Origin of the sequence: Streptomyces sp. NPDC005963, assembly GCF_040638655.1 — a bacterium.
GTDB lineage: Bacteria > Actinomycetota > Actinomycetes > Streptomycetales > Streptomycetaceae > Streptomyces.
Genome location: NZ_JBEXVD010000020.1, coordinates 59,359 through 81,263, shown reverse-complemented (window position 1 = coordinate 81,263; position 21,905 = coordinate 59,359). Strand labels below are relative to the sequence as shown.

The 21,905-nt window shown below is 70.2% G+C and carries 10 protein-coding genes; 4 read left to right on the top strand and 6 right to left on the bottom strand.

The annotated features are described in order from the left end of the window. Window positions 1-107: 107 nt before the first annotated feature. Both ABZ348_RS24170 and ABZ348_RS24165 read right to left on the bottom strand, forming a co-directional pair. Complete coding sequence (locus ABZ348_RS24170) at window positions 108-1,544, bottom strand: condensation domain-containing protein (RefSeq protein WP_358936316.1); 1,437 nt, start codon at window positions 1,542-1,544, stop codon at window positions 108-110. Further along, the gene (locus tag ABZ348_RS24165; protein WP_358936314.1) at window positions 1,541-5,035 is read right to left on the bottom strand and encodes an amino acid adenylation domain-containing protein; all 3,495 of its coding nucleotides are present in this window, start codon (window positions 5,033-5,035) and stop codon (window positions 1,541-1,543) included. Before ABZ348_RS24165 ends, ABZ348_RS24170 begins: the two co-directional genes overlap by 4 nt. 174 nt (window positions 5,036-5,209) lie before the next feature. Between ABZ348_RS24165 and ABZ348_RS24160 the strand changes: the two genes are divergently transcribed. Both ABZ348_RS24160 and ABZ348_RS24155 read left to right on the top strand, forming a co-directional pair. Next, window positions 5,210-6,967 carry an ABC transporter ATP-binding protein gene (locus ABZ348_RS24160; protein WP_358936312.1) on the top strand — a complete coding sequence of 586 codons (1,758 nt, stop codon included), beginning with the start codon at window positions 5,210-5,212 and terminating at the stop codon, window positions 6,965-6,967. Then, a complete protein-coding gene (locus ABZ348_RS24155; RefSeq protein ID WP_358936310.1) occupies window positions 6,967-8,724 on the top strand; it encodes an ABC transporter ATP-binding protein in 1,758 nt (585 codons plus the stop codon). The genes ABZ348_RS24160 and ABZ348_RS24155 overlap by 1 nt, the downstream gene beginning before the upstream one ends. Before the next feature lie 167 nt (window positions 8,725-8,891). Here ABZ348_RS24155 and ABZ348_RS24150 read toward each other — a convergent pair whose 3' ends face one another. Genes ABZ348_RS24150 through ABZ348_RS24135 form a run of 4 tightly spaced genes read right to left on the bottom strand, consistent with a single transcriptional unit; the run spans window position 8,892 to window position 18,248 of the window. Next, window positions 8,892-13,181: an amino acid adenylation domain-containing protein gene (locus ABZ348_RS24150; RefSeq protein ID WP_358936308.1), complete on the bottom strand. Its 4,290-nt coding sequence runs from the start codon at window positions 13,179-13,181 to the stop codon at window positions 8,892-8,894. Next, the gene (locus ABZ348_RS24145) at window positions 13,178-13,933 is read right to left on the bottom strand and encodes an alpha/beta fold hydrolase (RefSeq protein WP_358936306.1); all 756 of its coding nucleotides are present in this window, start codon (window positions 13,931-13,933) and stop codon (window positions 13,178-13,180) included. The genes ABZ348_RS24150 and ABZ348_RS24145 overlap by 4 nt, the downstream gene beginning before the upstream one ends. Continuing rightward, the gene (locus ABZ348_RS24140) at window positions 13,930-14,712 is read right to left on the bottom strand and encodes an alpha/beta hydrolase (protein WP_358936304.1); all 783 of its coding nucleotides are present in this window, start codon (window positions 14,710-14,712) and stop codon (window positions 13,930-13,932) included. The genes ABZ348_RS24145 and ABZ348_RS24140 overlap by 4 nt, the downstream gene beginning before the upstream one ends. Further along, on the bottom strand, window positions 14,712-18,248 hold the full coding sequence (locus ABZ348_RS24135; RefSeq protein WP_358936303.1) for an amino acid adenylation domain-containing protein: 3,537 nt from the start codon (window positions 18,246-18,248) through the stop codon (window positions 14,712-14,714). The genes ABZ348_RS24140 and ABZ348_RS24135 overlap by 1 nt, the downstream gene beginning before the upstream one ends. Window positions 18,249-18,374: 126 nt before the next feature. Here ABZ348_RS24135 and ABZ348_RS24130 point away from each other — a divergent pair, with 126 nt between their 5' ends. Both ABZ348_RS24130 and ABZ348_RS24125 read left to right on the top strand, forming a co-directional pair. Then, window positions 18,375-19,997, top strand: a complete 1,623-nt coding sequence (locus tag ABZ348_RS24130) for an AMP-binding protein (RefSeq protein ID WP_358936301.1) — start codon at window positions 18,375-18,377, stop codon at window positions 19,995-19,997. 557 nt (window positions 19,998-20,554) lie between these two features. After that, complete coding sequence (locus tag ABZ348_RS24125) at window positions 20,555-21,760, top strand: hypothetical protein (protein ID WP_358936299.1); 1,206 nt, start codon at window positions 20,555-20,557, stop codon at window positions 21,758-21,760. The last annotated feature ends 145 nt before the right edge of the window (window positions 21,761-21,905 follow it).

The following is a 21,905-nucleotide window of genomic DNA, read 5'->3' as shown; positions in this document are numbered from 1 at the left end:
GAGCGCCACGAGGTCGTGCGCGGCCCGTCGTCCACGGACCGTGGACAGCTCCAGATCGCATGATCGTCTTCCTCCTGTTCAGTGAGCGACATGCCGTGGCCCGGGAGCTATCGCGGTGCACTGCTCGCGCGGCGCAGTGCGCTTTCGAGGTCGTCCAGGAGCGTGCGTACCGTGTCTCGGTCGAACATGTCCGTGCTGTAGGTGAACTGGACGTCGATGCCCGCCTCGCGGACGAAGACCTCCAGGCCGAGCGGGACCAGGGGGAACTGCGCCGCACCGCTGTCGGCGCGCTCCCACGTCATCCGTACGCCGGGCAGGTCCGGGCCTTCGATGTCCTGGGCGACGAAGACGACCAGGGAGTCGAAGAACGGCACCAGGCCGGTGCCGTCGTGGCCGGTGAGTTCGGTCGCGAGGGGCAGGAACGGATAGCCGCGGTGGGCGAAGCCCGGCTCGTAGCCGTCTTGGACGCGGCGCACCAGATCTGCGAAGTCCGTGGCCCCGGCGAGGTCGAAGCGGAGGACCACCGGGTTGCTGAAGTTCCCGACGAGCCGATCGGTGCCCGGGTGGTCCCGGTCCACGGCGAGGGTGCCCAGGGCGATGTCCGTGGCGTTCGACCGGCTGCGGAGCACGTCCGCGTAGCAGGCGAGGAAGACGACGAAGGGGGTCGTCGCCCAAGCGCGGGCCAGTTCGCGCAGTTGGGACGGGGTGGTCCCGGTGAGTCTGCGGTCCTCGCGGGCGCCCTGGTCGCCCGGGGCGGTCGGTGCTCCTGCGCGGTACGGCAGGGCCAGTGGCGCGGCGGGCGGTGTCAGTCGTCGGCGCCAGTAGGCGTGGTCGTCGGCGGTGGACGGTCGCGTCCGCCAGGTGCGTTGCTCCCACTCGGCGTAGTCGGCGTACTGGGGGTGCACGGGGGTGCCGTCGGGAGTCTCGCCCTGGAGGAGGAGTTCGTAGGCGTTGCGCAGGTCCTGGGAGATGGCGGCCAGGGTCATCCCGTCCCACACGATGTGTTGGATGAGCAGCACGATGGTGTGGGAGTCCCGGGAGTGCCGTAGGAACCGCAGCCGTAGCGGGCCTTCCTTGGCCAGGTCGAACGGCTCCGCCACGGCCTCCGCGACGAGGGCGTCGACCCGCTGCTGCCGCTCCCGTGCGGAGAGGGCGCCGAGGTCGATCCGAACGATCGGGGGTGGCATCGTCGGGTGGACGTACTGGTACGGTTCCCCGCCGAGGTCGGCGTGGTAGGTCGTGCGCAACACCTCGTGGCGTTCCACCACGGTCGCGAACGCGGTGCCGAGGGCTTCGAGGTCCAAAGTACCGGTGGCGGTCAGGACCAGGCAGAGGTTGTTGGCGACACTGTCGGGACGGGCCTGTTGGTAGCGCCAAGCGTGGTGTTGGGCGAAGGAGAGCGGGGCCCTTCGGGGATCGCTGCGCCGGGGTATCGCGGCGTCCGGCTTGCTCAGGGCATCGTTGATGCCGGCTGCCTTCAGCCTGCGGGCGACCAGTTCCCTGCGGCGCTGCGCGCTGGTCTCGCGGGGTGCGGGGGAGGTCATCCGTCGTCCCGTCCGGCACCGGTGCCGTCGTCGGCCAGCAGTTCCAGATAGAGGGCGGCCACCTTTTCCAGACGGCCCGGTGTGCGCTGCCGGTCGGCGAGTCGCACCGCGAGTCCGCGCACGTTACGGCCTGCGTAGAGGTCGGCGACGGAGACGTCGGACGTGTCGAGCCACTCCCTGATCCTGGCGACGGCGACGGTCGCGAGGACCGAGTCGCCGCCGAGGGTGAAGAAGTCGGATTCGGCACCGATCCGTTCGGCGGAGAGGACGTCGGCGATGATGCGTGCGAGGGCGTCTTCGAGGTCGTTCCCGGGTGGGGTGTACCGCCGTTCCTCGCCGCCCGCGGCGAGCCGGGAGCGCAGGGCCCTGCGGTCGATCTTGCCGCTGCCGGTCAGCGGCAGGGCTTCGAGCAACTCGATCCGTTCGGGCACCATGTAGGGCGCCAGCAGGGTGCCGACGTCCTCACGCAACTGGTCGGGGTCGAGGGTGGCAGCGCCTACCACGGCCGCCGCGAGTGCACGGGTGTGGGTGCCGACGGCTTCGACCACGGCGCGTTGGACTCCGGGCAGGGACCGCAGTGCGGCTTCGACCTCCCCCAGCTCGATCCGGTATCCGCGGATCTTCACCTGGAGGTCTCGGCGCCCGAGGAACTCGATGGTGCCCTCGGGTCGGTAGCGGGCGGTGTCGCCCGTCCGGTACCAGCGCTCGCCGGCGTGGTCGACGAACCGTTCGGCGGTGCGGGCGGGGTCGCCGCGATATCCGCGGGCGAGGCCGCTGCCGCCGACCCAGAGCTCTCCGGCCACCCAGTCCGGGCAGTCCAGGCCGCGTTCGTTGACCACGCGACAGCGGACGTTGTCCAGGGGCACTCCGAACGGGACGGCGGTGCAGTCGTCGGGCAGGGGCCCTGTGACCTCGCACACCGTGTGGTGGATCGCGGTCTCGGTGGCACCGCCCAGTCCGGCGAACCGGCAGTCGGGGAGCAGTTCATGCAGTCGGCGCGGTAGGTCGACCCCGACCCAGTCACCGCCGACGAGCACCGTGCGCAGTCGGTCGCCGAGTCCGTCGGCAGCGGCGGCGCTGAGGATCATGTCGAGGAGCGCGGGCACACAGTAGAGCTGGGTGACGCGGTGGTGCCGGACGAGTTCGGCGGCGCGGTGTCCGTCGCGGCGGGTCGCCTCGTCGGCCACCACCACGCTGCCGCCGACGGAGAGGAGCCCGAAGACGTCCTGTACGGAGAGGTCGAACTCCAGCGGTGACAGGGCGAGGCTGCGGTCGTCACGGGTGATGTCGAAGATCTCGATGCAGCGTTCGATGGTGTTCACGGCGGCGGAGTGCGGCACTTCCACGCCCTTGGGTTCACCGGTGGAGCCCGAGGTGAACAGGACGTACGCGATGGTGTCGTCGTCCACGGGTACGGGAGTGGAGAGCGGTTCGGGGAACGCAGCCGCCTCGTCCACGGTCAACACCGGTACGGAGTGGTCGGTTTGCTCTCCGGTCGCCGAGGGCGGAACGATCCCGAGGACGACCTCGCCGATCTGCTGGATGCGGTCGCGGCGCGCCGGGGGCTGGTCGTTGCCGATGGGGACGTAGGTGGCGCCGGCGGCCAACACGCCGATCGCCGCGATGACCTGGTCGACACCCTTGGGCAGTTGGATGGAGACGGCCTGCCCCGGGCCGATGCCGCGGTCCCGCAGGGCGGCGGCGACGCGCAGTGTCCTGTCCCGCAGGGCCGCGAAGTCGAGCGACCTGCCCTCTCCCCACACCAGTGCGGTGCGCTCCGGGGTGTCGAGTGCCGCGGCGAAGAACCCGTCGTGGAGGCACCGGCCGGAACGGGGGGCGGTGCCGGCGTTCAGTCGGCGCCGGACGTCCTGTTGTGCGGGGGGTAGGTGGGAGCCGAGCGGCCGGGTCCAGTCCGCGTCGTCGGCGAGCAGTTCTTCGATGATCTCGCGATGGCGTCCGAACATCTGGGCCATCAAACCGGGCGGGAAGGCGTGTTCGCGCACGTCCCAGTTGAGCAGGAGACCGCCTCGCAACTCGACGACCTGGGCGTCCAGTACGACCTGTGGACCCTGCGAGACGATCCACACGGGCTCGCCGAAGGTGTCGCGCACCTCGTCGCGGAAGAGTTCGCCCAGGTTCAGTCCGCTGGTGTACACCACGGGCGCGAGCAGTGGCTCCCCTCGGTACCGTCCGAGGTCGCGCAGGACGTCGAGGCCGGGGTACGCGGCGTGGGAGACCCCGTCGTGGAGCCGACGTTGCAGGTCGCGGGTGCGGTCCAGGATGCTGGCGCTGTCGGAGCACTCCATGGCGAGCATGACGGAGTTGCTGAAGTCGCCGACGACCCGTTCGACGTCCGGATGGGTGGGCTCCCGGTTGAACAGCGGGAGGTTGAGCAGGAAGCGCTGTTCGCTGGACCATCGCCCCACCACTTCGGCGAAGACCGCGGCGAGTACGGTCGCGGGGGTGATGCCGGCTCGGCGCGAGCGGTCGATCAGCCGTTCCTTGCTCGCGGCGTCGATCCAGTGGTCGTAGCGGACGGTCAGGTGCGGATCGGGACGGTCGGCTTCGGGGACCAGCGGAAGTCGTGGCGGATCGGGCAGCTCGGGCAGTTGCTCGTGCCACCAGGCGCGTTCGCGTTCGGCCGGACGGGCCCGGGAGGGTTCGGCGAGGTAGTCGCGGTAGGTGTAGTCGATGGGGTCGATCGAGCCGTCGCCGTGGGTGTAGAGCTCGGCCAGGTCCGCCATGAGCAGTCGATAGCTGAGCGCGTCGGCCGCGAGCATGTCGACGTCGACGTGGAGCCGGGTGCGACCGTCGGGGAGTTCGGTGAGGACGACGTCGAAGACCTTGCCGTCCGCTGCGGGCATCCGCTGGTGGGTCAGGGCGTGACGCGTCTGGGCGAGCTGCTCGGACACCTCGTCGTCGGACAGTGCCCGTAGGTCGACGTGTCGGAAGACGGATAACTTGGTCTGGTCGAGGACCTGTTGGCGGCCGTGGTCGAGGAACTGGCAACGCAACATGGGATGCCGGCGCACCAGGGCGTCCACCGCGCGGGAGAGGCGCTTCGGGTCGACGTCCCGTCCGTCGAACTCGGCGTAGAGGTGTGCGGCGACGCCTCCGAGAGCCTGTTCGTCCGACCGGCCGACCCAGTAGGCGTGTTGCATGGTGGCGAGTCCGAAGGTGTCGTCCACCGAGGGTGGCGACGAGGTCCCGGTGGGGCGCGGGGGCCCGGTTTCCGTGGGGGGTGGGCTCTCGGTGGAGCGTTCGGCGAGGAGCTCTCCCCAGTGCCTGAGGGTCGGGTTGAGCGCCAGATCGCCGAAGTTGACGTCGTGACCGGCGCGCCGCCAGGCAGCCGCCAACTTGATCATGCCCAGCGAATGCATGCCCAGTTCAACCAGGTTGTCATCGATGTCCACTTCACCGCTGGGCACGCCCAATTGCCGGGCGACCATCGCGTGGATCTCTGACTGGCGCAGAAGACGCTCGTTCCCCACAGCCGCAACTCCCTAAAAAGTTAGGTAAGGCTTACCTATTCAAAGGAGTGAGCGAATGAACCGTCAACCCCCCAAGGGTGTTCATACTTAGGTTTGGCTTGCCTAATGACTGGATAGGGTCGGGGGGGTATTCGCCACCCGACCATCGCTTTTCCTCGCCAAGGAGCATTTCGCGTGACCGACCGCCGAAACCGTTCGAAGCCACCACGGGTCGATTCACGTGTCTTTCATGAACTCACCGCGGATTCCCGCGGGTTACTTCGCGGTGCGCTGTCCCTCCAGGCGCTCTCCGCCCTCCTCTCTCTGCTGCCCTACGTCGGGCTGTGGCTGATCGCGGACGAAGCACTGGGATCGGGGCGCACCGAGCCCGTCGTGTGGGGCGTCGTGCTCATCGCGGGCTCCGCCGTTGCGGCTCTCCTGCTCCGGCTCAGCGCCTACGCGCTGAGCCATCGGGCCGATCTGCGAGTGCAGCGTTCGGTCCGCAATCGAGTGGCGGCGCACCTGTCCCGGCTGCCGCTCGGATGGTTCACTGCCGGATCGAGCGGACGCACACTGGAAACCCTCCAAGGCGATGTGGAGGAACTCCATGCGGCGGTGGCACACGGTCGAATGGAAGTGGTCGCCGCCGTGGTGACCCCGACCGTCGCCGTGGGCTGGCTCATCACCGTCGACTGGCGCCTGACCCTGCTCGTGGTGCTCCCCAGCACCGTGGTCCATATCCAACAGCGCCGCCTCCTGGCCGGTGCCGGCGAGCGACAGCGCGGGGTGATGGTCGCCCTGTCCTCGCTGGTGGACTCGATCACCCAACTCGTCCGCGACCTGCCCACCCTGCGCGTGGTGCGCCGGGGTGACGGCGCCGGCACCATGGTCGCCGCGAGCGACCGCTTCCGGGCCGCCCAGACCTCGGCGTACGTACGCGAGAACCGACGCACCGTACGCAACGGAGCCCTGGTCGACCCCGTGACGACCATGGCGCTTGTGATCGGCGCCGGCGGTGCCATGGTCGCTGCGGGTTGGCTCCCGGCACCGGACCTGCTGCCGTTCGCCCTGGTCGCCGTGGCCGTGTCCAGCCCGCTCCAGGACATCGCCACGGCCCTGGCCGGGATGCGCACCGCCCATCTCGCCGCCGAACGCATCGGTCGACTGCTGGCCACCCCCGCGCTGCCCGAACCCGAAATCGACCGGCACCCGGCCGGCCGGGACGTGGTGCTCCGGGACGTCACCTTCGGCTACCAGCCCGACGAGCCCGTACTCCACCAGGTGAACCTGGAACTGCGACCCGGCACGATCACCGCGCTCGTGGGCCCTTCCGGCTCGGGCAAGTCCACCGTCGCCGCACTGCTCGCCCGCTTCTACGACACCGACGAGGGTCAGGTGCTGATCGGCGGCGTGGACGTGCGGGAGATGACGACCAGCACCCTCTACCGGCATGTGGGCTTCGTCCTCCAGGAGGCCCAGCTGATCCGCACCTCACTCCGTGACAACATCCGTCTAGCACGCCCCGACGCAGCCGACACCGAGGTCATCGCGGCGGCCAAGGCCGCCCGCATCCACGACCGGATCGAAGCGCTGCCCCAGGGGTACGACACGATCGCCGTGCAGGACATCGCGCTCTCCGGAGGGGAGCGGCAGCGCATCGCCATCGCCCGTGTGCTCCTCGCCGACCCGGACGTGCTCGTCCTCGACGAGGCGACGGCCGGCATCGACCCGGAGACCGAGGCTGAGGTGCAATCGGCTCTCGCCGTCCTGGCCGAGGGCCGGACCGTGTTGGTCATCGCCCACCGCCCCACCACGGTCACCGGGGTGGACCAGATCGTGGTGCTCGACCACGGCCGTGTCGCACAGGTCGGACGGCACGAGGAACTCATCCAAGTGGCGGGCGTGTACCGGCAACTGTGGAACGCCTACCGGAGCAAGGAGCAGGTCGCCTGATGTTGCGCACACTTCTGGGCCTGTTCGACCCCGTGACCGCCCGTGCCTACCGACGTCAACTGTGGCTCGCGGCCTGCTACGCCCTCCTGGAGGGTGTCGCGTTCGGTCTGACCCTGCCGACGCTCACCTCCGTGCTCGACGACGGTCCCCACACCTGGGCCTGGTTCACGGCACTCGCCGTCGCGGTCGCCGCCACGTTGGCCATGCGCGCCTGGCAGACCGACATCGCCCTGCAAACGACCATCGCCGCCATCAACGCACTCCACCGGCGCATCGCCCACCACTTGGCCACCCTGCCCGTCGGCTGGTTCTCCCCCGCCCACACCGGCAGCCTGATCCGGGCGATCTGGCCGGGTGCCGTGGACGTGACGAAGACCGTACTGCTGGCCATGGCCCCGATGCTGCGGGGCGTGATCACACCGGCGGTCATCGTCGTGGTCACGGCGACCGTGGATTGGCGACCCGCCCTGGTCATGCTGGCGGCCGGCCCGCTGTTGTGGCTGGTGCACCGGCGCAGCAGCGCCGTGATCGACCGCAGCGAGGAGCGCACCCACCGGGCACAGTCCGAGGCGACGGCCCGGATCGTCGAGTTCGCCGAGGCCCAGGCGACGCTGCGGGCCAGCGGTCAGCTGGGGTTGGGGCATCGGCTGCTCGCGGACGCGCTCGACGAGCGGGAACAGGTGATGCGGACCGGAGTGGGACGGGAGCTGTTGGCCCGTGCCGGCTTCGGCACCTCGATCCATCTCGCGGTGGCGGCCCTGGCCGCGGTCGTCGGTTGGCTGCTGCTCCACGACGACGCACACGTCGCCCTGCTGATCGCCCTGCTGATCCTGGTCCTCCGGTTCACCGAACCAATCGGTGCGGTCGCCGAACTCGCCCGCGGGATGCGGTTGTGCGCCGCATCGATACGCCGCGCCGCCGACATCCTCGCCGCCGAACCCCTGACGATGTCGTCCAACCCCACACCGGTACCGCAGCCGCACGCCGACGGAGGACTCGAACTGTCCCTCCAGCGGGTACGGCTGTCGTATCCGGACTCCGACTGGGCCCTGCACGACATCGAGTTGCAGCTGCCCCCGGGCAGTACGACGGCCCTGGTGGGTGCGTCCGGTGCGGGCAAGAGTTCGCTGCTGCGGCTGGCTGCCCGCTTCGTCGACCCGGATGACGGTCGGGTGCTGCTCGGAGGGGTCGACGTGCGCGAACTCTCCGCCGACGACCTCTACCGCAATCTGGGGGTCGTCCTCCAGGACGTGGTGCTGTTGGAGGGCACGATCCGCGAGAACGTGTTGCTCGGACGCCCAGGGGCCAGCGAGGAGGAGTTGTTGGCAGCGGCTCGTGTCGCCGGCGTGGACGAGATCGTCGACCGGCTGCCCTGGGGGTGGGAGACCCCGGTCGGTGCGGGCAGCTCCGGGCTCTCCGGTGGCGAGCGCCAGCGGGTCTCCCTGGCCCGGGTGGCCCTCCAGGACGCCCCGGTGGTCCTGCTCGACGAGGCCACGGCCGCCCTGGACCCCATGAACGAGTTGGTGGTGCGCCGTTGGATGCGCGCACTCGCCGGTCGGCGCACCCTGCTGATGGTCGCCCACCGGCTGCACACCGTCGTCGGGGCGGACCAGATCGTGGTCATGGACTCGGGTCGGATCCTCGACCGCGGCACCCATCCGGAGCTGCTGGGGAGGTGCACGAAGTACCAGGACCTGTGGCGCAGCCATGAGGAGGCCGCTGGCTGGCGGTTGACCAGCGGGGCGAGCAGTCTCTGACGGGTCCGGCACAGCACGCGACCGCGGTCGGTTGGTACCGACCGCGGTCGTCATGCGTCGGGGCGCCCCCTGCGCCTCCTGCCCCGGCTCGGGCCCGGACACATCGTCCGGACCCGAGCCGGCGCACCGGAACTGCTGGCGCCTGGGCCCGACCCGTTGGGAAGCCCTCAACCTCCCAGGGCGGCCACCCAGTCCTGGAGGAGCGCGTCTGCCGCCGCGGAGGCCGAGGGGTCCGCCGCAAGCCCCACCCCGCCGAGACCGTCGAAGGTCGCGACGAACGAGTAGAAGCGCTCCAGGCCGCGCACGGTGTCGGTGAACCGTTCGCCTTCGGCGGGTGCGCTGCCGGGTCTGATCAGCGTGTTCGCCTCCGGCAGCCCGGTGAAGGCGCGCCGGCCCGCGGTGGTGGCGTAGCGGTAGGGCTCGTATCCCCCGCCGGTCGCCGCCAGAGCGCGGTCCCGGTCGGCGAGGGCCGTCACGGAGTCTCCCGCTGTGGCGTGTACGGGATGGCGCCGGGAGCAGGGCCCGATCGCTTCGGCCGGCCCCGCGCGCAGCAGTCGATCGGTCACGGCGATCTCCGTGTCCTGCCAGCGGCGCAGGGCGTAGAGCCAGGCACCCACGGTCTCGTGCTCGTCGGACGACGACCGTGTTCGCACCCATCGACGGGTGCGTTCGGTGCCCGGTTCCCCCGGTGGGGGCCACAATGCGGCGGCCTGGCGCAGGGGCTCGGCCCAGGGTCCGGGTGTCGCCTCGGGCGGTTGGGGCCAGTGCGTGCCCTCTCCTTTCGGTGCTTCCCCCGCCAGGAGGGCGGTGATCTCCCACCGCAGCAGATCGAGTGAGGTGTCGTCGACGGCCAGTGCATGGGCCGCGAGGACGATCGTCGGACCGGGGGCAAGGACCGCGTGCAGTACCTGCCCGCGGGTCACGTCCACATGGGCGCGTGCTGTGGCCACCGCTTCGTCGAGGGCGCCCGGCACCACGCTGGCCAGCGGTCCTTCGTTCGGCGACGGCTGGACCGACGCCCGCCACAGGGTTTTGCGTCGGGTGTCGACGACCAGCCGGAGCGCTTCGTGTCGGGTGGTCGCGGTGCGCAGTGCGCGTTCGAGGTCGGGCAGGGCGACATCGGATTCCGGCCGCCACCAGCAGGACGTGACGTACTCCTTCGCGGTCGTTCCGGAGCGTCGCAACCGATGTGCGGCGATCGGCAGCGGAACCGGTGTGGCGGTGGCCGCGGTGCCGGAGTGGGCGACGGCGAGGAGCCCGGCGACCGTCCGGTGCTCGAAGACGTCCGGTACGGAGAAGGGGAAGCCGGCGCGAGTGGCCTTGGCGACGAGGGAGATGGCGGTGATGCTGTCGCCGCCCTGGGCGAAGAAGTCGTCGTCCGGTCCGTAGGCATCGCCGTCCCGTTCGAGCACTTCGGCGACGACGGCGCACAGGGCGCGCTCCGCCAGGGTGCTGGGGGCCCGTTGGGCGGTGGGGGCCGGAGAGGCCGGAGCGGGGAGTGCCAGCCGGTTGACCTTGCCGTTGGGCAGGAGGGGGAAGTCGGTGAGCGGGACGATCGTCGACGGCACCAGGGCTGCGGGTAGGGCACGCTCCAGATGGGTGCGCAGGGCCGGTAGCGAGGACTCGCCGTCCGGGGGCGGGGCCTCGGACGGCTGAGGGGTGATGTAGAGGAGGAGTTGGAGCGAGTCACCCGGGCCCGGTCGGGTGACGGCGAAGGCGTCGCCCACTCCGGGCGCGGCACGCGCCACCGCGGCCAGTTCACCGAGTTCCACCCGCTGCCCACGGATCTTGACCTGGTCGTCCCGGCGGCCGAGTAGTTCCAACTCGGTGCCGCGCCATCGGGCGAGGTCGCCGGTTCGGTAGAGGCGCTCGCCCGCGGCGAAGGGGTGGGCGACGAAGCGTTCGGCGGTCAGGACGGGTTGGCCGCGATATCCGCGGGCGAGTTGGGCACCGCCGATGTAGAGCTCTCCGACGACCCCGTCGGGGGCGAGTCGCAAGCGATCGTCGAGGACGAAGGCGGTGGTGTTCGGGGCCGGTGCACCGATGGGCACGGCCGTGTCCGGCGCGCCGGATACCGGGCCCGCGATCACATCGCCGGCGAGTTCCGAGCAGCCGTAGGAGTTGGCGAGTGCCCCGGACGCAACCTCCGCACTCAGTTCTGCGGCGAGCTTGCTGGACAGCGGTTCCCCCGTGGAGATGAGCCGGGTCATCCCGTTGAAGGCCCCGGGGGTGCCGGCGATGGCCCGCAACAGGCTGGGGACGGCCATCATGTGGCGTACTCCGTGGGCGGCGATCAGCCGGGTGAGGGACTGTCCGTCCCGGCTCTCCCCGTCGTCGGCCAGCACCAGGGTGCCGCCCGCGGACAGGGTCTCCAGGATCTCCGTGGTGCCGTCGATGAAGGTCAGCGAGCTCTTGGCGAGCCGTGCCTCTCCTTCGTCGAGCGGCCAGAGGTGGCCGGCCCACTGGATTCTGCTGGCCAACGCCTCGCGGGACACCACGACCGCCTTGGGGCGTCCGGTCGAGCCGGAGGTGTATCCGACCCAGGCGCCGGCCTGCGGCGGGCTCGGAAGGGGCCAGGTCTCCTCCGGTGCGGTCGTGTCTGCTTCGCGCTCTACGGCTTCGTCGAGGAGCAGCAGGGGTGCGGTGCCGTCCGGGAGATCGGCGGCGAGCCGGGCCGTGGTGAGAACCGCAGTGGGGGCGCTGTCGCTGAGCATGAACCGGACCCGGTCGGCCGGGTAGGCGGGATCGACGGGGACGAATGTGGCGCCTGCGCCCAGCACCGCGAGCACGGCCGCGACCATGTCCGGGGAGCGCGGCAGCAGGAGGGCGACCGTGCTCTCCGGGCCCGTACCCAGGGCCCTGAGACGCGCGGTCAGCGTACGGGCCCGGTCCCTGAGCCAGCGGTGGTCGTACCGTCGGTCACCGCAGATCAGGGCGATGGCATCGGGGCTCCGATCGGTGCACCGAACGAAGTCCTCCAGCAGGGCCGGGGGTGGTTCCGTCCGTTCGCCGGTGCCGCGGGCCAGCAGGAGGGCACGCTCGGCATCGGTCGGGTCGATGAGCGTGCTCAGCCGTGCGCCGGGGTGCGCGGCGGCCCTGGTGATCGTCTCGCCCAGGAGGTCGACCATGGCGGAGACGGTCCCGTGGTCGAACAGGGCTTCGGCGTAGGTCGCCTCGACGTCCAGGCCCTCGTCGGTCAGGAAACCCTGGATCGCCAGGGGAAAGGCGGTCGCGCCGGTGAAGACGGTCCGCCAGCGGGCCTTGGTACCGGGCAGCCGGGGGCCGCTCACCTCTTGGGAGAGGAAGAGGGCGAGGGCGTCGAAGAGTACGGGCCGATCCGGCTCGCCCGGTGGACGCAGCCGTTCGACCAGGAGGTCGTACGGGTAGCCCTGGTGCTGGTAGGCGGTTTCGCAGGTGTGTCGCACCCGACCGAGCAGCGCACCGAAGTCGGGGTCTCCCGAGAGGTCGAAGCGCAGTGCCAGGGTGTTGCCGAAGTTCCCGACGAGACCCTCCACGCCCGAGGTGTCCCGGTTCATCGCCGTGGTGCCCAAGGTGAGGTCGGTGGCCCCGGTGTAGCGGTGCAGGACCAGTAGTTGGCAGGCGACATAGACCGTGAAGACGGTGGTGGCGTGCTCGGTGGCGAGTCCGCGCAGACCGTGGGCGGCACCGGCGGGCATCCGGCGGTCCACCCGCCCGGCCCGCTCCCCGTCACCTCCCGGCCGTCCCGCCAGCAGGGGTGGTCTGGCCGGGAGCGGAGTGAAGCGGCGGCGCCAGTGGGTCAACGTCTCCCGGTGTGCGTCCTGTGACCAGTTGCGCTGTTCCCAGACGGCGAAGTCGGCGTACTGCACGGGCAGTGGGTGCAGGTTCGGTTGGCTGCCGTTGAGGGCCTGCTCGTACAGGGCGGTGAGGTCGGAACTCAGGGCCGAGAAGGACAGTCCGTCCCAGATGATGTGATGCACCGTCACGACGAGGTGGAAGAGCTCGTCCGCGGCCCGGATCAGCAAGAATCTGATGGGGCCGCCCTGTGCGAGGTCGAAGGGGGCGGCGGCTTCCGCGGTGGCGAGTTCGTCGGCTTCCTCGCTCGTGGCCTCCGCCCACCGTACGGGCGGTGGGAGCGAGGCGTGGATGCGCTGGTGGGGACGGCCTTCCTCGTCGATGTGGTAAGTGGTGCGCAACAGTTCCTGGCGCTGTACGACACCTGCGAGCGCGGCCTTGAGCGCGCGGCGGTCTAGTGCGCCCTCCAGGGTGAGCAGGATGCTGACGTTGTAGGCGCTGCTGTGGGGATTGATCTGCTGGTGCAGCCACATGCGCCGCTGGGCGAAGGACAGGGGCGCCCGGTGCGGATCGTCACGCGGGCGGATCGTCCTGCTCGACGCGGTGTCGTCGGCGAGCTTGAGGGCTTGCAGCCGCCGGCGCAGGATCTCCTGCCGGGCCGTGTCCTGCCGTGAGGTGCTCACCGGCCACCCGCCCGGGACGACCGTGCCTCGCTCAGCAGACCGTCGATCGCCGCGGCGACGGTGTGCGTCTGCTGGAAGAAGGCGAAGTGGCCTCCGGTGAGGCGCAACCGCCCGTGGACGTCCACGACGTCGGACCAGGCGAGGACTTCGGACGGGGGGACCGCCGGGTCGTCGTCGGCGTACACCAGCAGGGTCGGTGCCTTCACCGGGGGAACCGTGCGCGGCGGCTCCAGTGCGTCGCCCAGGCGCAGGTCCGCCCGTAGCGGTGGGAGCAGATGGTCGATCACGTCGGACTCCTCCAGGTCGTCGGTCCCGGGACTGTCGAGAAGACGGACGAAGTCCACGAGCTCCGACGGGGTTCGGCCGGGGCGAGGCGCTCCGCCGTCGGTGGCGGGCCACGCGGAGAGCACCAACAGGTCGGGGTCGGTGCGCGCGGCCAGCGCATGGGCCAGTGCCGCGCCCATGCTGTGGCCCAGCAGCACCAACGGTCCGTCGACGGGCGGCAGCCCGGCGAGCGCTCGAAGCACTTCGGCGAGCGCCCGCGCGGGTTCGAGGACGGGCGCATCGGACAGCCGGGTCCCCCGGCCCGGTGGTTGCACGGCCTGCACGTCCACTTGTGTGAGGGCGGTGGCCAGGGGGTGGAAGGCCGTGGCCGAGCCGCCGGCGTGCGGCCAGCACACGAGCCGCGCGCGGGGTTCGGCCGTCTCGCCACCCGCCGGCCGCAGCGCTTGCAGCCAGGAGCCTCCCGTCACCGGTCCACTCCCCCGTGGGCTGCGACGGCGAACGACGGCAGCGTCTCGACGATCGCCGCCAGGACCTCGTCCGTCCGCTCCCGGTGCGGCTCGTGACCGCAGCCGGCCAGATCCAGTCGACGCACCGGACCGCTCACCCCCTCGACCACCGCGTCGAGTTGCAGCCCGGTGCCGTACGGGTCATCTTCGCCCTGCACCAGGAGGACCGGGCAGTCCACCAGGGGGAGCAGATCGGTGACCGACCAGGTGCGGAACCCCTCGGACAGCCATACCGTGCTCCACCGCTCGAACACCGTGGTGGGATCGTCGTGGAAGACGGCGAGCTGCGCCGCGAGTGAGCCGGATGCGAACTCCTCGACGGTGGCGCGTATGCCTTCCCGTGTCCGTGGTTCCACCACGACGTGGGGCGCCATCAGGACCAGCCCGGAGACGGGCTGTTCGGCGGCGTGCACCAGGGCGATCGATGCGCCGTCGCTGTGGCCAACCAGTATGGGCGAGGTGAGGGCGAGCGCGTCCAGCAGCTCGGGGAGCGCGCCGCGGGCCTGGTCGTGGAGGTAGCTCACCGGGAACGGCCCGTCGAAGGGCCAGGACCCGCCGTAGCCGTGCCGGGAGAAGGTGACGACGGTTCGACCGGTGGTACGGGCGAGTTGTGCGGGGAACCTGCGCCAGCGGGCGGCACACCCGAGCCCTTCGTGGAGCAGCACCAGGGCCGGCAGGTCGGGGTCGCCCTCGATCCGGAGGTACTCGACGGGGCCGTCCTTCAGCAGGACTTCCGGCATCAGTTCGCCACCTCGTCGGTGACCTCGTCGTCGGTGAGCGCTGCGACGTCAAGATAGACCTCGGCCACCTGTTCCAGCCGGCCAGGGGTCGTTTGTCGCTCGGCGAGGCGCGTGGCCAGTGCCTCCACGGTACGAGCGGCCATCAGGTCCGATACCGCCGCTTCGGTGGTGTCCAACCACTCGCGGACCCGGGCGATCGCCCCGGTGGCGAGCACGGAGTCACCGCCGCTGGCGAAGAAGTCGTCCTCGGCGCCTAGGCGGTCGACCCGCAGGACGTCGGCGAGGATATGCGCGAGGGCTCCTTCGAGCGGGGTCTGCGGAGCACGGTAGGCGCTCGTGCGGGTGGCTCCGTCCGTCAGCCTCCGCCGTACGGCCCGGCGGTCGATCTTGCCGTTGGGCGTCAACGGGATCGTGTCCACGATGTCGATCCGGTCCGGCACCATGTAGGGCGGCAGTTGCTCGGCCAGAGCCGCGCGGATGGCGCTCTGCCGTGCTCCGGACGCCTCGTCGGATGCCGCGTCGGATGTCTCGGGCGGGTCCTCCTGCGCCGCGGACCCGATCGGTGCCTCCAGGCTCACCACGGCGGCGAGGCTGGGTACGGTGGCGTCGATGCGTTCGACGATCGCCTGGCGCACCCCGTCGACCGCTCGAAGGGCCGATTCGACTTCGCCGAGTTCGATCCGATAGCCACGGATCTTCACCTGCTCGTCGCGCCTGCCGAGGAACTCCAGGCTGCCGTCGGGCCAGTAGCGGGCGAGGTCCCCGGTGCGGTACCAGCGTCCGTCCTGGTGGTCGACGAAACGATCAGCGGTACGCGCCGGGGCGCCGCGGTATCCACGGGCCACGCCGCGCCCGCCGATCCACAGTTCACCGCCCACCCAGTCCGGGCAGTCGAGGCCGCGTTCGTTGACCACCCGACAGGCGACGTTACCCAAGGGCACCCCGTAGGGCACGCTCCGCCAGTGCGTCGGTGCCGGCCCCTCGACTTCGCAGACGGTGGAGTGGATGGCCGTCTCGGTGGTGCCCCCGAGGGCCGCGAACCGCGCTCCCGGGACCAGTGCCTTGAGCCTGCCCGGCAGGTCCGCACCGACCCAGTCACCGCCGACCAGCACCACCCTGAGCGCATCGGTGAGGCCCTCGGGGGTGGCGCCCGCTTCCAGGAGCATGTCGAGGAGTGACGGCACGCAGTTGAGCACCGTCGGACGGTGGCTGCGCACCAGTGCCGCGGTGGCATCGGCGTCGCGGCGGGTCGCGTCGTCGACGGCGATCACGCTGCCGCCCTCCGAGAGCAGCCCGAAGACGTCGTAGACGGAGAGGTCGAACTCCAGGGCGGACAGTCCGAGGGAACGGTCCTGCGGACCGATGCCGAACCGTTCGTTGAGGCAGTCGATGGTGTTCATGGCTGCCGCGTGGGTCACCTCCACGCCCTTGGGCTCACCAGTGGAACCCGAGGTGAACAGGACATAGGCGATCCGTTCCGGATCGACCGGCACGGGCTGGTCGAGGGGGCTTCCCCGGTGCTCGGCCTCGGCGAGGGACAGTGAGCGCGGCCCGGTCTGTGCGGCGGGCTCCGCCGTGAGCGCGAAGTCGACGGCTCCGATGTCCTGGATGCGCTCGCGTCGCGCGTCGGGCTGGTCGGCGCCGATGGGGACGTACGCCGCACCGGCCGTCAGGACGCCCAGTGCGGCGACGATCTGGTCCGGTCCCTTGGGCAGTTGGATCGAGACCGTGTCACCGGCGCGCACTCCCTCGGCGGCGAGTGCTCCGGCCACCTTCAGCGCGCGCTCGCGCAATGTGCCGTAGGTGAGGCTCTCTGCCCCGCTGCCGAGGACCGCCACGGCAGCGGGAGCGGTTGCAGCATGGGTGAAGAACCCTTCGTGCAGGGTGCGTCCGGACACCGGGCGCGCGGTGTCGTTGGCCTTGCGGCGGGCCTCCGCCTGTCCGGCCGGCAGGGCGTCGATGACCGGTCGGTCCCAGCTCGCCTCGTCGGCCAACAGGGCTTCGATCGTGTCGCGGTGCCAGGCGAACATCGCGTCCATCATTCCGTCCGGGAACGCCTCCGCACGGACGTCCCAGTTGAGCAGTAGACCTCCCCGCAACTCCACGACCTGGGCGTCCAGGACCACCTGCGGGCCCTGGGAGATGATCCACACCGGCTCGCCCAGGGTGGTGAGGACTTCGTCCGCGAAGAGTTCGCCGAGGTTGAGGCCGCTGGTGTAGACGACCGATGCGAGTACCGGCTCCCCGCGGTGGCGTCCGAGGTCCCGCAGGACGTCGAGACCGGGGTAGGCGGCGTGCGAGGCACTGGTGTGCAGGCTCTGTTGGAGGGAGCGGGCACGTTCGGTCAAGGTGGCGGGGGCGGTCAGGTCGACGTCGAGGAGGACCGAACTGCTGAAGTCCCCGACCATCTGCTCGACGTCGCCGTGGGTGGGTTCGCGGTTGAATAGCGGCAGATTGAGCAGGAAGCGCTGCCGGCTCGACCAGTGTCCGACGATCTCGGCGAAGACGGATGCGAGGACCATGGCCGGGGTCACCCGGTGCGCATGGGCACGGTCGATGAGCCGCTTCTTCTGCTCGGGGTCCAGCCAGTGCTCGTAGCGGACGGTCCGCAACGGGTCCGCCCGCTCCGATTCCGGTACGAGGGGGAGCGCAGGGGCATCGGGGAGGGTGGGCACCCGCTCCTCCCACCAGGTGCGTTCGCGCTCCACTGCGCTCGCGTTCAGGGCGGCGTAGTCGCTGAGGTAGTGCTGATAGGCGTAGGCGAGCGGGGCGGTGTCCTCGCTGTCGCGCTGATAGAACCGGGCCAGGTCGGCGAGGAAGATGCGGTAGCTCAGGGCGTCCGCCGCGAGCATGTCCACGTCGACGTGGAGTCGGGTGCGTCCCTCGGGAAGCAGGGTCAGGGAGATGTCGAGGACCTTGCCGAGTTCGGCCGGCATCCGCTGGTGCGTCTTGTGTTCCCGGATCTCGGCGAGCCGGTCGGCCACCAGAGCGGCGTCGGCCGTCCGCAGATCGGTCAACTCCCACACCGGCAGACCGGGTCGACCGAGTACGCGTTGGGTTCCGTCGCCGAGGAACTGACTGCGCAACATCCCGTGACGGCGCACGAGTCGGTGCACCGCCCGCTCCATCCGCTCGGGGTCGATGTCATGGCCGTCGAACTCGGCGTAGAGATGGGCGGCCACACCCCCGAGCGCCTGGTCGTCACCGCGTCCGATCCAGTAGCCGTGTTGCATGACCGCGAGGCCGAACGGCTCTCCCTCGTCCGCCCGGGGTCGAGCGGTCGTGTCCGGCCTCGGCGCGGCACCGCCCGCGGCCAGCAGCGCGTACCAGGACCGCACGGTGGGTTTCAGTGCGAGGTCGGCGAAGGTGACATCGGCACCGGTGCGTCGCCAGCGCGCCGCCAATTTGATCATCCGGATCGAATCGAGTCCTCGTTCGACCAGGTTGTCATCGAAGGCCACCGACTGCGGATCGAGCCGCAGCGCCTGGGCGGCTAATCCTCGGATCTCTTCAAGGCTGGGGCATGAACTGTCCACAAGCACTCCATCAAGACCTCGACTACATGCATGTGAGAGCACCGTAAGTTAGGTTAGCCTTACCTTTCAAGAGCCCATCCGGACTGCCGCGGCGCCAACACCGCGGTGAGATGAGGAGCCTTGACGATGCCGATCGACCTGACCGAGTGGCCTTCCGAAGCCGCGGATTCCTATCGCAAGGAAGGTTTATGGCAGGGCCATTCCTACCCGGAACTCCTGGCGACCCTGGTGCGGGACTTCGGCCCGCGCACCGCCGTGATCGACGATCGCACCCGGCTCACCTACGCCGAACTCGCCGACCGCTCCCGTGCCGTGGCACGAGGACTGCGCAGCCTCGGCATCGCCGACGGCGACCGGGTCCTCCTCCAACTGCCCAACCGTGCCGAGTTCGTGATCGTCTGGTTCGCGCTCATCACCCTGGGCGCCGTCCCCGTGCACACCCAGCCGGGCCACCGCCGGAGCGAGATGACCCACCTGGCCGCCCTCTCCGAGGCGACCGCCTATGTGATACCCGAGGAACACGCCCAGTTCGACCACCGGGAACTGGCCGCCGCGGTGCGTGCCGAATCACCGTCGCTCCGGCACATCATCGTGGTCGGTGAGCCCGGAAAGCACACCGACTTCGTCCGCTTCGCCGAACTGGAGGACTCCCCGCCGGACGACGCGCCCGTCACGTCCACGGCGACCGCGGGAGACATCGCGGTCCTCCTCCTGTCGGGAGGCACGACCGGACTCCCCAAACTGATCCCCCGGACACACGACGACTACCAGTACAACGCACGGGCAGCGGCCGATGTCTGTCACCTCGGGCCGGACACGGTCTATCTGGCCGCGCTGCCCATCGCCTTCAACTACACCTGGAACTGCCCCGGTGTCCTCGGCGCGCTGGGCGTCGGCGGCACCGTCGTGCTGGCGAGCAACCCGGACCCCTCGTACTGCTTCGACCTGGTCGAGCGCCACGGGGTCACCATCACCGCGATCAACCCCCAACTCGCACCGGTCTGGCTGGACGAGGCCGAAGCCACCTCGGTGGACCTGTCCAGTCTGCGCGTGCTCCAGATCGGCAGCGCCCGACTCGCCGACGACACCGCCCGCCAGGTCGTCGACGGCTTCGGCGCCACGCTCCAGCAGGTGTTCGGCATGGCCGAAGGGCTGCTCTGCCTCACCCGGCTGGACGACCCGCCCGCCGTCCTCACCACCACCCAGGGCAAACCGATCTCATCCGCCGATGAGGTGCGGATCGTCTCGGGCACCGACGAGGAGGTGCCCGAGGGGGAGGCCGGCGAACTCCTCACCCGCGGCCCGTACACCCTGCGCGGCTACTACCGCGCCGACGAGCACAACACCGAGAGCTTCACCGGTGACGGCTTCTACCGCACCGGCGATCTGGTGCGCCGCACTCCCACCGGTCATCTCAGTGTCGTCGGACGGGTCAAGGACCAGATCAACCGGGGCGGCGAGAAGATCGCCGCCACCGAGGTCGAGGGGCATCTCCTCGCCCATCCCGCCATCCGTTCCGTCGCCCTGGTCGCCTGCCCCGACGAGGACCTCGGAGAATCCTCCGTCGCCTTCGTGGTCGTCTCGCAGGGCAGCCCGGCCCCGACCCGCGCGGACCTGTCGACCTTCCTCAAGGACCGGGGGATCGCCACGTACAAGATCCCGGACCGGGTGACGATCCTGGACACGATGCCGCTCACACCGCTGGGGAAAATGGACAAGAAGGCGCTGACCGCACTGCTGCCCGACTAGGGTCTTTCTTTTGGATCAGGCTGGATCAGGGAGCGGGGTCTGGTGCCGTGGATCGCAAGGCGGAGGAATGAATCACTGCGGTGGGGGCACCTCCCGTGCCGCCAGGCACAGGGGGCCATTGGTGATTGACGACAACGCGGCGTGGGGGTACCTCCCGTGCCGCTAGGCACAGGGGGAGCGCGGCACCAGGGCACGCGAGCCCAGCGAGATCCGAAAGAAGGGCCCTGAGGGTTTCCCGACCGTTCGGGGTGCCTCGGACCGGCGAGGCGCCCCGAACGGAGGAGTCGGTCTCCGGTTTTCCACCCGGACCGCACACGGCTGTCCTCCGCTTCCCGTAAACCGTCGAAGACCTGCGGATATGCCCCCTGGGACCGCGTCCGTACGCCCGGCACGAGGAACCGCTCGCGGTTGCCTCGACGGCCCGTTCCCCACAGGCGCCGCACCCGCGTAACAGGCACGATGTGAGGGCCTGTAGTACACGAGAACCGGTACGAAGGGGAGTGGCCGGCGCGGGTCGGGAATCCACGGAACCCCGGCGTCGGCATCCCGGAGGACACATGCGAAGACACGTTCGCGCGCGCATCGGCACCCTGCTCACCACGGTCCTCCTCACATCGTTCACCCTGATCGGCGCAGGGCCAGCCCAGGGGAGCACACCCACCGCGGACGGTACGGTCCGGGCGGAGCAGCGGGCGCCCGCCCTGCCCCTGGGCATCGACGGCGGTACCTGGCAGTCGGGCCATCTCCAGGGCATGGCCATCGACCGCTCCGGGGGGTTCTTGTACTTCTCGTTCACCAACCTCCTGGTGCGGACCGATCTGAACGGACGTCCCGTCGGTTCGGTGACCGGATTCACCGGACACCTCGGAGATCTGGACTTCAATCCGGACGACGGCCGCGTCTACGGCTCGCTGGAGTACAAGGACGCACCCGCCTTCTACATCGCGATCTTCGACGGCAGCCGCATCACCCGGATGAACATGGACGCCCAGTCCACCGGCGTCGTCTCCACCGTCCACCTCAGGGAAGTGACCGAGGACTACACGGCCGACCTCGACCACGACGGCGTGTTCGCCGGCGACACCGCTGACACCGCGGACCACCGATACGGTTGCAGCGGCATCGACGGCGTGGCGTTCGGTCCGTCCATGGAGCGCAAGGACCGGGTGAAGCTCACCGTCGCGTACGGGATCTACTCCCACACCGGACGCATCGACAACGACCACCAGGTGCTCTTGCAGTACGACGTCCGGGCATGGCGGAAGTATGAGAAGCCCCTGTTGGAGAGCGCGCCGCACACCAGTGGGCCCGTCGCGCCGGAGGGCAAGTTCTTCGTCCACACCGGCAACACCACCTACGGCGTGCAGAACCTCGAATACGACGCTCACAGCGGCAACTGGATCATGGCGGTGTACCGGGGCAAGAAGCCGGCGTTCCCCAATCACTCCCTCTTCGTCATCGACGGCTCGAAGGCGCCGTCCTGGTCAACGGTGCAGGGCCAGCCCCGCTCCGAGGTGGGTCGCCTCCTCTCGCTCCTCCCCCAGGGCATCCACGACGAGGGGACTGGCCAGTACGGATTTCGTGCCCGCGGGCAGTACGGGTTGGTCTCGCTGGACGACGGCCGCTTCTACGTGGCGCGGGCCGGCACGGTCGGTACGGGCACGGAGAGCCGCCAAACCGGACGGGCGGAGCTGTACCGCTGGACCGGTCAGGCGCCCGACCCGTTCACCCGCGCGGTCACGGCCACCACCCGTGACTCGTAAGGCCGGCCGGGAAACAGGAGCACAACGGCCCCGGCCTGTAGCGCCCGCAAACCCTGATCCGACACCCCTCCCTCAGCGACTCCGCGCTCCCACACACCTCCCCTATGATGCTGAGCATGGGCGCTTCCTGAGCAGATGACTTCGG